At 70.3% G+C, this 12,355-nt stretch carries 13 protein-coding genes; 9 read left to right on the top strand and 4 right to left on the bottom strand.

Annotation, left to right across the window (positions count from 1 at the left end; translation table 11 throughout):
• Nucleotides 1-70 precede the first annotated feature (70 nt).
• The 3 genes from ISP_RS08080 to ISP_RS08090 all read left to right on the top strand — a co-directional run bounded on the left by ISP_RS08080 (nt 71) and on the right by ISP_RS08090 (nt 2,649).
• A complete protein-coding gene (locus ISP_RS08080; RefSeq protein ID WP_013223392.1) occupies nt 71-433 on the top strand; it encodes a winged helix-turn-helix transcriptional regulator in 363 nt (120 codons plus the stop codon).
• Between the two features lie 123 nt (nt 434-556).
• Nucleotides 557-2,101: an acyl-CoA synthetase gene (locus ISP_RS08085; RefSeq protein ID WP_013223393.1), complete on the top strand. Its 1,545-nt coding sequence runs from the start codon at nt 557-559 to the stop codon at nt 2,099-2,101.
• Nucleotides 2,101-2,649, top strand: coding sequence for a TetR/AcrR family transcriptional regulator (locus ISP_RS08090; protein ID WP_013223394.1), 549 nt, complete (start codon nt 2,101-2,103; stop codon nt 2,647-2,649). Before ISP_RS08085 ends, ISP_RS08090 begins: the two co-directional genes overlap by 1 nt.
• 162 nt (nt 2,650-2,811) lie before the next feature.
• Here the strand turns inward: ISP_RS08090 and ISP_RS08095 are convergent, their stop codons facing one another.
• Together ISP_RS08095 and ISP_RS08100 are read right to left on the bottom strand one after the other, a co-directional pair.
• On the bottom strand, nt 2,812-3,378 hold the full coding sequence (locus tag ISP_RS08095) for an aggregation-promoting factor C-terminal-like domain-containing protein (RefSeq protein ID WP_230468738.1): 567 nt from the start codon (nt 3,376-3,378) through the stop codon (nt 2,812-2,814).
• 138 nt (nt 3,379-3,516) lie between these two features.
• A complete protein-coding gene (locus tag ISP_RS08100; protein WP_034284874.1) occupies nt 3,517-3,918 on the bottom strand; it encodes a TIGR03618 family F420-dependent PPOX class oxidoreductase in 402 nt (133 codons plus the stop codon).
• 156 nt (nt 3,919-4,074) lie between these two features.
• Between ISP_RS08100 and ISP_RS08105 the strand changes: the two genes are divergently transcribed.
• A complete protein-coding gene (locus ISP_RS08105; protein ID WP_013223397.1) occupies nt 4,075-5,280 on the top strand; it encodes a glycosyl hydrolase family 8 in 1,206 nt (401 codons plus the stop codon).
• Here the strand turns inward: ISP_RS08105 and ISP_RS08110 are convergent.
• Nucleotides 5,277-6,260 (bottom strand): Gfo/Idh/MocA family protein, encoded by a 984-nt coding sequence (locus tag ISP_RS08110; RefSeq protein WP_013223398.1) that lies wholly within the window; start codon nt 6,258-6,260, stop codon nt 5,277-5,279. The two genes, ISP_RS08105 and ISP_RS08110, sit on opposite strands and share 4 nt — an antisense overlap.
• 98 nt (nt 6,261-6,358) lie before the next feature.
• Between ISP_RS08110 and ISP_RS08115 the strand changes: the two genes are divergently transcribed.
• The 5 genes from ISP_RS08115 to ISP_RS08135 are packed head-to-tail and all read left to right on the top strand — an operon-like array spanning nt 6,359 to nt 11,077.
• Nucleotides 6,359-7,306, top strand: coding sequence for an ABC transporter substrate-binding protein (locus ISP_RS08115; RefSeq protein ID WP_013223399.1), 948 nt, complete (start codon nt 6,359-6,361; stop codon nt 7,304-7,306).
• On the top strand, nt 7,293-8,171 hold the full coding sequence (locus ISP_RS08120; RefSeq protein ID WP_013223400.1) for an amino acid ABC transporter permease: 879 nt from the start codon (nt 7,293-7,295) through the stop codon (nt 8,169-8,171). Before ISP_RS08115 ends, ISP_RS08120 begins: the two co-directional genes overlap by 14 nt.
• On the top strand, nt 8,164-8,931 hold the full coding sequence (locus ISP_RS08125; protein ID WP_013223401.1) for an amino acid ABC transporter ATP-binding protein: 768 nt from the start codon (nt 8,164-8,166) through the stop codon (nt 8,929-8,931). The genes ISP_RS08120 and ISP_RS08125 overlap by 8 nt, the downstream gene beginning before the upstream one ends.
• Nucleotides 8,928-10,646: an aminotransferase class V-fold PLP-dependent enzyme gene (locus ISP_RS08130; protein ID WP_013223402.1), complete on the top strand. Its 1,719-nt coding sequence runs from the start codon at nt 8,928-8,930 to the stop codon at nt 10,644-10,646. Before ISP_RS08125 ends, ISP_RS08130 begins: the two co-directional genes overlap by 4 nt.
• A 53-nt stretch (nt 10,647-10,699) precedes the next feature.
• Nucleotides 10,700-11,077, top strand: coding sequence for an effector-associated constant component EACC1 (locus ISP_RS08135; protein ID WP_013223403.1), 378 nt, complete (start codon nt 10,700-10,702; stop codon nt 11,075-11,077).
• A gap of 34 nt (nt 11,078-11,111) precedes the next feature.
• Here ISP_RS08135 and ISP_RS08140 read toward each other — a convergent pair whose 3' ends face one another.
• Complete coding sequence (locus ISP_RS08140) at nt 11,112-12,284, bottom strand: macrolide family glycosyltransferase (RefSeq protein WP_013223404.1); 1,173 nt, start codon at nt 12,282-12,284, stop codon at nt 11,112-11,114.
• Nucleotides 12,285-12,355 lie beyond the last annotated feature (71 nt).

A 12,355-nucleotide genomic window follows, 5' to 3' on the forward strand; every position in this document is an offset into this window, starting at 1 on the left:
GTTACCCAGGAACCATAGGAGAGTGTTGGACCATGCGGAAGAAGGCACTTTTCGGTGACGGGGGAACCAGATGGTGACCAAGCAGGACACGGACCTTTCCCGCGCGGATTCCCTGGCGCGCGAGATCTTCTCGGACGTCGCCAACAAGTGGGCGTTCCTCATCATCGAGACCCTCGGCGAGCGCACGCTGCGGTTCAGCGAGCTGCGCAACGAGGTCGAGGGCATCAGCCACAAGATGCTGACGCAGAACCTGCGCATGCTGGAGCGCAACGGGCTGCTCGTGCGGAAGGTGCACCCCACCGTCCCGCCGCGCGTCGAATACACGCTCACCGAGCCCGGCCAGGGCCTGCGCGCGACGGTCGACAGCATGTGCGGCTGGACCCAGCGGTTCATCGAGGACATCGAAGCCGCCCGGCGCAGCTTCGACGGCTGACGGCGTCACGAAGACACCGACCGGCGGGCCGGTTGGCGACCGGTTGTCCGGTGTTGACGCCCGCAGCGGCGCGGCGCACCATAGACCGGTCTATGGTCCAGTGCCGGCCGAAGGGAACTCCCCATGCCCGAAGACGTCCGCCCCCGGGTCCGGTTGTTCGGCGAGCTCCTGGCGCACTGGGCGGCGCAGCGCCCGGACGGCACCGCGCTGATCTTCGGCGACTCGGTGTGGACCTGGGCGGAGATCGACGAGCGGGTCCGGCGGCTGTCCGGGGCTCTCGCGGCCGCCGGTGTCACCCGGGGCGACCGGGTCGCGTTCGTCGACAAGAACCATCCCGCCTGCCTGGAGACGACCTTCGCGGCGGCCGGGATCGGCGCGGCCAACGCCGTGGTGAACTGGCGCCTTTCCGGCGAGGAGCTCGCGTACGTGCTCAAGGACGCGGGCGCGAAGGTGGTCTTCGTCGGCGCCGAACTGCGGCCTGCGTTTGACGCGATCCGGGACCGGCTGCCCGCGGTGGAGCGCGTGATCGTCGTCGGCGGGGACGCCGACGAGTACGAGGCCTTCCTGACCTCCGCCGCGCCTCACGTCGGCACCGGCATCGACACCGACGACGGCGTGCTGGTCATGTACACCAGCGGCACCACCGGTTTCCCGAAGGGCGCGGTGCTCACCCACCGCAGTGTCCTCGCGCACGGCCTCGCCGCCGGGACCGCGTTCCCGATCGGCCGGGGTGACGTCAACCTGGTCGCGATGCCGCTGTTCCACGTCGGTGGCAGCTGCTACGCGGTTTCCGGCTTCCTCTACGGGGAACCGTCCTACCTGACGCGCGAGCCGGACGCGGCGTCGCTGTTCGCGGCGCTGCGGGCCGGGATCACGCACGCCTTCCTGGTGCCCGCCGTCGTGGCCGGGATCGCGCAGGCCGGCGAGGCCGCGCTCCAGGCGTTCTCCAAGCTGAAGTACCTCTGCTACGGCGCTTCGCCGATGCCGCTCCCGCTGCTGCGCACGGTGCTCGCCGCCTGGCCGGACGTCAAGTTCGCCCAGGTCTACGGCATGACCGAGCTGTCCGGCGCGGTCACCGCCCTCGACCCGGAGGCGCACCGGGACGCCACGCACCCGGAGCGGCTGGCCTCGGCGGGCACCGCACTGTCCGGAGTGGACCTCCGGATCGTCGACCCGGTCACCGCGGAGGACGCCGAAATCGGGGAAGTGTGGGTGCGCACCGAGCAGCGGATGGCGGGCTACCTCGGCAAGCCGGAGGCGACCGCGGAGACCATCGTGGACGGCTGGGTCCGCACCGGCGACGTCGGGCGCCTCGACGACGGTGGGTTCCTGTTCCTCGAGGACCGCGTCAAGGACATGATCATCACCGGCGGTGAGAACGTCTACTCGCCCGAAGTCGAGCGCGTCGTGGCGGAATTCCCCGGCGTCGCGGAGGTGGCCGTGATCGGTATCCCGGACGAGAAGTGGGGCGAGCAGGTCAAGGCCGTCGTCGCCGGCGACCAGCTCGACGCCGACAAGATCGTGGAGTTCTGCCGCGAGCGGCTGGCCCACTACAAGTGCCCGCGCAGTATCGACGTCGTAGAGGCGTTGCCGCGCAACGCCACCGGCAAGATCCTCAAGCGTTCGCTGCGCGAGCCTTACTGGCGGGACCGGGACCGGAACGTCTGATGCCGCCGGTGACGCGCCGCGGGTACTTCGAGGCCGCGCTGAAGGTGCTGGCGGAGCACGGGTTCACCGAGCTGAACGTCGGCGTGCTGTGCCGCGGCCTCGGGGTCACGAGCGGGTCGTTCTACCACCACTTCGGTGGCTGGCCGGGGTTCGTGGCACAGCTGCTGGAGCACTGGGAGAACCGCCAGGTCCGCATCCTGCGCGAGGGCGGCTTCGGCACCGGCGGCCCGGCGGCCGACTTCGCCGCGCTGATGGACCTCACCATCGGGCTGCCCCACGAGGCCGAGGCCGCGATCCGCGCGTGGGCGAAGAACGACGAAACCGTGCGCGCGGCGCAGAAGCGCGTCGACGACGCCCGGCTGCGGACGGTCGGCAAGGCGGTCGAAGGCATCGTCGGCGACCGGGCACTGGCCCGGACCCTGACGTCACTCGGGATGGCGATGCTGGTGGGCCACCAGCAACTGGCATCGGCCGGCGAGCACGGCGAGCTGACCGAGCTGCTCGCGGAGTACACCCGGCTGGTGCACTCCCGCGCGGCCGGGCGCTGACGGGGCCGGGCTTCGACGGCCCTGCCACGAATGTGGTCGGCGCCGCTCCCCGGCATGGTGCGGCCACAGCGCAGTTGCGCGTCGGCTGGTCGGGCCGGCAGGTGGTTTTGCCGAGCCTGCGATGATTTCCCAGGTCCCTTCGCCTCGTGTGAGCGGCAGGGGTCAGTAGCCGACGAACTTTTTCTTGATCCAGTTCCCGGCGCGGGCACGCAGGTCCTCCGGGGCCAGGCTCGGGTCCTTGGCCTGGGTCGCCATCCAGAACTGCTTGGCGCGCTCGGCGGTCTTGTAGACGTCGCGCACGTAGGCGCGGAACGCCCGGATCTGGTCAGCCGGGTCGGTTGAGTCGGCCTTGGCGCCCAGGTACTTCACGCGGTTGCTCTTGAGCAACTGCCCCAGGCCGAACGCGCTGGTGGTCGGGGCCTTCGCTCTCGGCTGCCAGCCCGACTCGTGCTCGATGATCCAATCTTCGGCGTCGGTGATGTCGTCGGGCTTGATCGCGCTCCCGCCCGCCCGGCGCGGATCGACCGGGTCGGGCCGGCCGAAGGCATTGGGGCCCAGGTGCGGGTCGTCCATGTCGTCGCGCTGCACCGAGGCGACCAGCCGGGCGACCGCCGCGTTGCCCGCTGCGGTCTGGAGGGTGTGCAGAGGGTGCTCGCGCTTGCTCCCGTGGACCGGCTCGGGCTCGTGGCCGTCGACCGACGGGGTGGTCGTGCGCGTGGAACGGTTCATCATCCCAGTCGCGCACGAGCGACTGAATGGGTGAATGTCCATTCGGGCGAACTCAAGTGCTGTGCTCGCCGGCCTCTCGTCAGCTCGCCAATGAAGTCCCCATCGGATCCTGCCCGGTCGACCTTCGTGGTCAACGCACTAGGCGTTGCCGAGCACCCGGGTCACCGCGATCTCGATGACGACCCGCTGCGGGTTCGGCTTGGGCTGCCGGTAGCGGGCGGCGTACCGGTTTTCCGCGTCCCGCACCGATTCCGGGTCTTCGCGCAGCACCGCGCGTCCCTCCAAAGTGGACCAGCGCGGGCCGTCCAGCTGGCAGACCGCGACCGGGATCCCGTCCGGGCCCGCGGCGCGCACGAGCCGGGCCTTGACCGACGGGGCGAAGGTGATCACGCGGGCGAGGCCGGCTTCGAAGTCGACGGTGACGCCGACCGCGACGACGTGCGGGGTGCCGTCCGGGCGGACCGTGGTCAGCGTGGCCAAGTGGCGCTCGGTCCAGAACGTGCGGAACTCCGGCCCGCGGCCGTCGAGGTCGATCTTCATGGCGTCCACGCTAGTCCGTCCGGGTGGGCGGGGCGTGCGCGGACCCACGCACGGTAATAGTAAGGAAAGTTTCCTAACCCTCTTGACCTGGTCTTGAAGCTTCTGTCAGGCTTCGATCACCTTCGCCGCAGCCAACGATGTCGTTACGGAGGAGCCATGATGAGAGTCGTCCGGGCCGCGGTGGTTTCGGCCGCGCTCGCCGCGGGGCTGGTGAGCGTGCCGGCGGTTGCGTCCGCGGCCGGCACGCCGTACGTGCCGGGAACGCTGCGGCCGTCCGTCTCGCAGGCCACGCAGGATGCCGCGCTGCAGAAGTACTACGACTTCTGGAAGAAGAACTTCCTGACGACCAAGTGCGGCACCGGCACCTACGCCGTGCTGTCCAAGGACGCCGACCACTCCTTCGTCGCCGAGGGCGAGGGGTACGGCATGACCATCTCGGCGATGATGGCGGACAAGGACCCGCAGGCGCGCTCGATCGTCGACGGGATCCTGAAGTTCGTCAAGGCGCACCCGTCGGTCAACAACAAGGACCTGCACGCGGCCGAGCAGGACTCGAACTGCCGGAGCGTCAACGGCAGCGATTCCGCCACCGACGGCGACCTCGAAATCGCCTACGGCCTGCTGATCGCGGACAAGAAGTGGGGCAGCGGCGGCTCGGTCGACTACAAGGCCGAAGCCGTCCGGATCATCAACGCGATCAAGAAGAGCGAGGTCAACGGCACCACGAAGTTCACGCTCCTCGGCGACTGGGGCAACGACGCGGAGTACAAGAACAGCTCGCGTTCGTCGGACTGGATGCCGGGCCACCTGCGCGCGTTCGCCACGGCGACCGGCGACAGCTTCTGGACTACGGTCCGCACCCGTTCGGAGACGGCGGTCAGCCAGCTGCAGTCTTCGTACGCGCCGAACACCGGGCTGTTGCCGGACTTCGTGGTCGGCACCAACTCGACGCCGAAGCCGGCGCCGTCGAACTTCCTCGAAGGCCCGTACGACGGCAAGTACAGCTGGAACGCCTGCCGCGACCCGTGGCGCCTCGGCGCGGACGCGATCTCGTTTTCCGGGAGTGCGGCGGTCGCGCAGGTCCGCAAGATGAACACCTGGATCAAGTCGGCGACGGGTGGGGACCCGGCCAAGATCCAGAGCGGCTATTCGCTGTCGGGTTCGAAGACCGAAAGCGGTCAGCACCCGTGCTTCACGGCGCCGTTCGCGGTGGCGGCGATGACGGACCCGGGCAGCCAGGCCTGGCTGGACAAGCTGTGGACGACGATCTCGTCGTGGTCCCCGGACTCGACGGACTACTACGGGACCGGCATCACGATCCAGGTGCTGCTGATCCTGAGCGGCAACTACGTGGCCGCTTAGCTCGGCTCGCGCGGCGGCAGTCCCGCGGCCCGGTAGATCTCGTCGATCACGGTCATCGTCTCGACCGCGTCGGCCGCCGAGGTCTTCACCGGTTCGCCCCGCAGGACTGCCGCCGCGAACGCGTCCAGCTGGTACTCGTACGACGCCCGGCGGGGGAACTTCTCCGTGCGGTGTGACTCGCCGATGCGGACCGAAACCCGGTGGTACGCCTGCGGGGCCAACGGGTTGAGCACCGACAGCGACCCGCGAGACCCCGTCACCTTCGCGCTGATCTTGAGCAGCGAAGACGACCACATCGAGCACTGGATGCGCCCGGTGTGGCCCGAGGGGAACCGCAGTTCCGCCGTCATCGCGCGGTCCACCCGCGGCGACTGCAGCTTCGCCGAGGCCGAAACCACCGACGGCGTCTCGCCACCGAAGACGCGTGCCATGTGGACCGCGTAGCAGCCCGCGTCCATCGTGGCCCCGCCCGCCAAGTCGTAGTCGTAACGGATATCCGAGAACTTCGGCAGCGGAAAGCACAACGCCGTTTCGACGCGCTGCAACTCACCCAGCTCGCCCGACGCCACGATCTCCTCCACCCGCAGCGCCAGCGGGTGGTAGCGGTAGTGGAACGCCTCCATCACCACGCGATCCGTCGTCTCCGCCAGTGAAGCGATCTCCCGGGCCTCCGCCGCGTTCGCCGTGAACGGCTTCTCGCACAGGACGTGCTTGCCCGCCGCCAGCGCCGCCCGCGTCCAGCGGCCGTGCAGGCCGTTCGGCAGCGGGTTGTAGACGGCGTCGATCTCCGGATCCGCCAGCAACTCCTCGTAGGACCCGTAAGCAGCGCCGATGCCGTGCTTGGTCGCAAACGCTTGCGCCCGCTCGAGGGACCGCGCCGCGACGGCGGTGACCGAAACCGAGGAGTTCGACGCGGCGGGCTTGACCATGGCCGTGGGTGCGATGCGAGCCGCCCCCAGGATGCCGATCCGCAGGCTCATGTCCGCGAAGTTAGCACCAAGACAAGATTTCAACGGCTGGTTGACCTCTTCAACAGTGAGTTGTAGCGTTCCGGCCAGCCGAACAGTGGAGGTCCGTTATGTCCCGTTCTCGTGCCGTACAGGCGGTGCTGCTCGCGAGCCTCGCCGCGCTGGTGACGGCTTGTGGTGGCGGTCCGGACGGCGCGGGCGGGACGTCGCAGGCCGCCGGGGCGCCCGCGTCCGGCATCCCGGACACCGCCGCGATCGTCCAGGCCGTGCAGAAGGACGCCCAGCTCAACGCCGCCCTGCCGGACACCGTCAAGCAGGCCGGCCTGCACCTGGCCTCGAACCTGCAGTCCGCGCCCAACAACTTCTACGCCGCCGACGGCAAGACCCCGATCGGCTACGAGGTCGACCTGGCCAAGGCGATCGCCGCCAAGCTCGGCGTCGCCGTCACCCACCAGGACATGGCGTTCGGCTCGCTGATCACGAGCCTCCAGTCCGGCCGCATCGACCTGACCATGGCCGGCATGAACGACACCAAGGCCCGCCAGGCGCAGATCGACTTCGTCGACTACTTCACCTCGGGCATCACGATCATGATCCGCAAGGGCAACCCGGACGGCATCACCGGCCCGGACACCCTGTGCGGCAAGAACGTCGCCGTCGTGCAGGGCACCAGCCACCAGAAGTTCGCCGCCGGGCAGAGCACCAAGTGCACGCAGGCCGGCAAGCCCGCGATCACCGTCACCGCGACCGACAGCGACAACCAGAACCAGAACCAGCTGCGCACGGGCCGCGTCCAGGCGATCCTCAACGACCTGCCCAGCGCCGTCTACATCTCGCGCACCGCGGGGGACGGCAAGTTCTTCGAGGTCGTCCCCGGGGAGCCGATCGACGGCGGCCCGTACGGCATCGGTGTCAACAAGGCCAACACCGCGCTGCGCGACTCCGTGCAGAAGGCCCTGCAGGCCCTGATCGCCGACGGCACCTACGGCAAGATCCTGCAGGCCTGGGGCGTCGAGCAGGGCGCCATCGAAAAGGCGGCCATCAATGGCGGGTCCTGAGCCGCTCCCGATCGTCCGGCTCCGCCACTGGGGCCGGTGGGTCGCCGCCGCGATCATCGTCGCCCTGCTCGTCCTGCTGGGGATTGCCCTCGGCAACGCGCAGATCGCGTGGAACCAGGTCCCGGACTTCGTCTTCTACAAGGTGATGGCGACCGGCCTGCTCAACACCGTCGTGCTGGCCGTGCTGTCCCAGGCCGTCGCGATCGTGCTCGGCATCGTCATCGCCCTGCTGCGGCGCAGCGCCAACCCGGTCGCCCGGTGGTTCGCCGCCGGCTACATCTGGATCTTCCGCGGCCTGCCCGTGCTCCTCCAGATCCTCCTTTGGTACAACCTGGCGCTGGTTTTCCCGGTGATCGACATCCCGTTCCTCGTCCACGAGCAGACGAACGTGCTGATCAGCGCGTTCACCGCCGCGTTCCTCGGCCTGGCGCTCAACGAGAGCGCGTACATGGCCGAGATCGTCCGGGCCGGGCTGAACAGCGTCGACAGCGGACAGACCGAGGCGGCCAAGTCGATCGGCATGACGCCGGCCGCGACGCTGCGCCGGGTCGTGCTGCCGCAGGCCATGCGCGTGATCATCCCGCCCACCGGCAACGACTTCATCAACATGCTCAAGGGCACGTCGATGGCGTCGGTGATCGGCGTGACCGAGCTGATCCACGCGGCCAACAACATCTCGTCCAACAACCTCCTGGTGATGGAGACGCTGCTGGCCGCGGCCGTCTGGTACATGGTCGTGGTGACCGTCGCCGGCGTCGGCCAGCACTACCTGGAACGCGCCTTCGGCCAGGCCGATCGGGGGCCGCTCGCCCGCGCCGGCAAGGCGTTGCGCGGCGTGCCGCTGGTGAGGAGTGCCCGTGTCTGAGCCACTGCTGCGTGCGGTCGGGGTCCGCAAGTCCTACGGCCACACCGAAGTCCTCGGCGGCATCGACCTGGACGTCCACAAGGGACAGGTCGTCTGCCTGCTCGGCCCGTCCGGCGCGGGGAAGAGCACCTTCCTGCGCTGCATCAACCACCTGGAGACCATCGACGCCGGCCAGATCTGGGTCGACGGCGAGCCGATCGGCTTCCGGCAGCGCGGCGGCAAGCTGTACGAGCTGCGCGAACGTGAGGTGGCGAGGCAGCGCCGGGACATCGGCATGGTCTTCCAGCGGTTCAACCTCTTCGCGCACCGGACGGCGCTGGAGAACGTCGTCGAGGGCCCGATCCGGGTGCTGGGCGTGAAACCGGACGAGGCCCGCGAGCAGGGGCTGGCGCTGCTCGACCGCGTCGGCCTCGCCCATCGCGGCGACGCCTACCCGACGCAGCTGTCCGGTGGGCAGCAGCAACGCGTCGCGATCGCCCGGTCGCTGGCGATGAAACCCAAGCTGATGCTGTTCGACGAGCCGACGTCGGCGCTCGACCCGGAGCTGGTCGGCGAGGTCCTCGAGGTGATGAGTACGTTGGCGGGGGAGGGGATGACGATGGTCGTCGTGACGCACGAGATGAGCTTCGCCGCGGAGGCCGCCGACGAGGTGGTGTTCCTGGCCGACGGCGCCGTCGTCGAGACCGGGCCGCCGTCGGAGGTGCTGAGCGCGCCGAAGCACGACCGCACCCGGCAGTTCCTGGCGAGGATCCTCGCGTGAGGAGGATTTCGCCCCGGTACCTGCTCCAGTTCGACGAGCCCGCCGGCTACCTCGACTTCGCGCGCTTCGGCCCGCCCTCGCACGCCGTACTCGACACGACGGCCGCCCTGCTCGACCAGGCCACCACGGCCGGGCCGTCCACTGTGGACGAGCTGATGCGGCAGGAGGTCCGGGCCAAGGCCGCTGCCGCGCGGCTGTCCGGCTCGGACACCGACCACACGGTCCTGCTGCCGCACACCAGCCTCGGGCTGTTCCAGGCCGCGTTCCACAGCACCGGCGAGGTGCTCGTGCCGGCCGCGGAGTTCCCGGCCAACACGTATCCGTGGGCGCGTGCCGAGCAGGCCGGGCGTCTCCGCGTCCGCCGGCTGACCAGCGGTTATGTCACGCCGGAACGGGTGGCAGCGGCGTTGACGCCGGAGACCACGACGGTCAGCGTCAGCGCCGTCGACTTCCGCACCGGCTACCGCGCCGACCTCGCCGCGCTGCGCGAGGTCGCCGGCGACCGGCTGCTGGTCGTCGACGGCATCCAGGGCTTCGGCGTGGTCGACGAGCCGTGGGAGGTCGCCGACGTCCTGGTCGTCGGCGGCCAGAAGTGGCTGCGCGCGGGCTGGGGCACCGGCTTCGCGGTGCTGTCCGATCGCGCGCTGGAGCGGATGGACCCGGTGCTGTCGGGCTGGACCGGAGCACGCGACCCGGGCCTGTTCGACGACGAGATCCACCCGCCGGACGGCACCGCCCAGTCGTGGTCGATCTCCAACCTGAGCCCGATCACCTCCGGCGCGTTCGCGGAGGCGCTCGAGCTGGTCGAAGAGGCCGGTGTCGGCGCCATCGCGGCCCGGATCGCCGAGCGGCTGGGGGAGTTCGAAGAGGTGCTCGCCTCCTGCGGCGCCGAAGTCGTGTCGGCCGTGGAACGGCGCGCTGGAATCCTCGCGTTCATCCTGCCCGGCCACCCCGCCGAGCAGGTCGGCGCCGCGCTCGCCAACGTCGGCATCGCGGCGACCGTGCGTCCCGAGCACGTCCGGCTCTCGCCGCACGCCTCCACTCCGGCGGCCGCCGCGGACCTGCTGCGCTCGGCCCTGGAGACGTTGACCGCACCCCGGGAGCCGCTGGTCGTCCCGGCCGCGGGCGCGACGACGCACGAGGTGCTCACCGCGCTGGTGCCGGCCATCCCGGGGCTCGCGGCGATGCTCGGGCCGGGCAACGAAGTCCTGCTGCACGACCTGAGCCGGCTGCCGGACTCGATCATCGCCATCGCCGGCGGCCTCACCGGCCGCAACGTCGGCGGCCCGATGACCGACCTGCTGCTCGGCCTGGTCCGCCGCGGCACCACCCAGGACCTGACGAACTACCGCACGCACGGCCCGGACGGCCGGCCGATCCGCTCCTCGACGCTGTTCCTGCGCGACGCCGACGGGGTCGCGGTCGGCTGCCTGTGCGTCAACAGCGTCGAGGAAGCCGCGGCCCCGGGCGGCAACGGCGAGCCGGAGACTTTCCCACCGGACGTCGACAGCCTGCAGCGGTTCCTCGTGGACCGGGCGGTGACCAAGGCGGGCATCCCGGTGGACCTCATGAAGAAGCGGCACAAGGCGGCCGTGGTGCGGGAGCTTGACGAAGCCGGTTATTTCCTCATCAAGGACGCGGTCGACCACCTGGCCGGGCGCCTCGACGTCACCCGCTACACGATCTACAACTACCTCAACGAAATCCGCGCCTGACGCTGCCCGATCGGCCCTTGCCACCTGCGCTTTCCGGGCGGACCATGGCCCGCATGACCGAATCGGACACGCGGGCCCTGGTCCGGCTCGAGGCGGACGGCGAGGCGGACGCCGAGGAGTTCGACCTGCTGGCCCGCCGCCTGCGCGCCGAGCTGGGCGAACTGGACGTCGACCTGCTGCCCGTCCCGGGCGAGCTCCCGCCGGGCGCGAAGGCCGCCGACCCGGTGACGATCGGCTCGCTGATGGTGGCGTTCAGCGCGGCCGGCGGCGTGTTCCCCGGGCTCGTCGAGACGCTGCGCGAGTGGCTGGGCCGCCAGGCGGGCAGCCACAAGATCAAGGTGACGATCGACGGCGACTCGGTCGAGCTGGAGCGGGCGACGTCGGCCGAACGCCGGGAGCTGATCGACGCCTTCGTCCGGCGGCACGCCTAGCCACCGCGCAGCCGGGCGCGTCACTCCACACGCGTCACTCCACAACGGACTCCACGGCATCCGCGGCGTACGAAACCCCGCCGTGACCACGGATCTCCGCCTTCAGTTCCGCCAGCCGCGAAGCGACCGAAGCCGACGTGGACACTTCGTCCACGGCCGCTCGCAACGACTCAGCCGTCACCGAATCGGCCGGCAGGTGACGACCGACCCCCAGCGCCGCCAGCTGGGCCGCGTTGCCGAACTGGTCCGCCGCCTGGGGAATCGCCACCGTCGGGACGCCGAACCACAGCGCTTCCGTCGCCCCGCCCATCCCCGCGTGCGTGATGAACGCCGAAGCCGCCTCCAGCACCGCCAGTTGCGGGACGCTTTCGTGCACCTCCACCGAGGACGGCAGCGGCCCGAGTGAAGCGGGCGGGACGTGCTTGCCCAGCGAGATCACCACGTGCCAATCCGCGGCGAACGCCGAAACGCACGCCCGGTACACCGGAAGCTGGTCGGTGAACGCCGTCCCGAACGACACCAGCAGCACCGGACGCCCCGACGACGGTGGCGTCCACGACCGATCGGCCGGCCGCGCCGGGTCCAGGCACGGCCCGACGAACCGCACGTGCGGGCCCACCCGGTCCGCGTTCGGCTGCATCGCGCGCGGGATCAGGGAGAGGACCCGCGCCGGGTGCCCGAGCCACTCCCAGGGATCGGCCGAAACGCCGTGGTCCGCAAGCCACCGCGACAACGTGGCCGCGTAGTCCACACCGGACGGTGACGTCTTGATCGGTGTCATCACCTCGGCCATGTCCTCGTCGTAGCCCTCCCACGCCACCAGCGTCGGCGACAGCTGGACCGCGGGCACGCCGTAGCGCGCGGCCAGCAGCGGCGCACCCAGCCCGCCGATGTCGTACAGCACCAGGTCCGGCCGGTCGTCGTCGAACCGGGCGGTCAGCAACGGGTGGATGGCGATGGCTTCGTCGAGGAAGACGCGCATGGCTTCGGCAGGCTCGTCCGGCCACGCGGCCGCTTCGCCGAGCGGGAACGTCGTCGGGTGCTCGACCACCTCGGCACCCGTCGACGCGACCAGCGAAGCCAGTGGTGCGCCGACGACGTAGGACACCCGGTGCCCCCGGCGGACCAGCTCGGCGATCACGCCCAGCGACGGGTAGACGTGGCTCGGCGCGGTGCAGCCGACCATGACGATGTGTTTGCGCAGCATGGTGCTCCTTCAAGACGAAGAAAGAACAGACGGCGCGCAGGTGAAGGGACCCTCCCGGTCGGCGGGGAGTC

The sequence above is a fragment of the Amycolatopsis mediterranei genome (genome assembly GCF_026017845.1).
Classification (GTDB): domain Bacteria; phylum Actinomycetota; class Actinomycetes; order Mycobacteriales; family Pseudonocardiaceae; genus Amycolatopsis; species Amycolatopsis mediterranei.

What these genes read in the sequence shown, in the direction of transcription:
- ISP_RS08080 (WP_013223392.1), top strand. Translation starts at nt 71, where the DNA reads ATGGTGACCAAGCAGGACACGGACCTTTCCCGCGCGGATTCCCTGGCG.
- ISP_RS08085 (WP_013223393.1), top strand. Translation starts at nt 557, where the DNA reads ATGCCCGAAGACGTCCGCCCCCGGGTCCGGTTGTTCGGCGAGCTCCTG.
- ISP_RS08090 (WP_013223394.1), top strand. Translation starts at nt 2,101, where the DNA reads ATGCCGCCGGTGACGCGCCGCGGGTACTTCGAGGCCGCGCTGAAGGTG.
- ISP_RS08095 (WP_230468738.1), bottom strand. Translation starts at nt 3,378, where the DNA reads ATGAACCGTTCCACGCGCACGACCACCCCGTCGGTCGACGGCCACGAG.
- ISP_RS08100 (WP_034284874.1), bottom strand. Translation starts at nt 3,918, where the DNA reads ATGAAGATCGACCTCGACGGCCGCGGGCCGGAGTTCCGCACGTTCTGG.
- ISP_RS08105 (WP_013223397.1), top strand. Translation starts at nt 4,075, where the DNA reads ATGATGAGAGTCGTCCGGGCCGCGGTGGTTTCGGCCGCGCTCGCCGCG.
- ISP_RS08110 (WP_013223398.1), bottom strand. Translation starts at nt 6,260, where the DNA reads ATGAGCCTGCGGATCGGCATCCTGGGGGCGGCTCGCATCGCACCCACG.
- ISP_RS08115 (WP_013223399.1), top strand. Translation starts at nt 6,359, where the DNA reads ATGTCCCGTTCTCGTGCCGTACAGGCGGTGCTGCTCGCGAGCCTCGCC.
- ISP_RS08120 (WP_013223400.1), top strand. Translation starts at nt 7,293, where the DNA reads ATGGCGGGTCCTGAGCCGCTCCCGATCGTCCGGCTCCGCCACTGGGGC.
- ISP_RS08135 (WP_013223403.1), top strand. Translation starts at nt 10,700, where the DNA reads ATGACCGAATCGGACACGCGGGCCCTGGTCCGGCTCGAGGCGGACGGC.
- ISP_RS08140 (WP_013223404.1), bottom strand. Translation starts at nt 12,284, where the DNA reads ATGCTGCGCAAACACATCGTCATGGTCGGCTGCACCGCGCCGAGCCAC.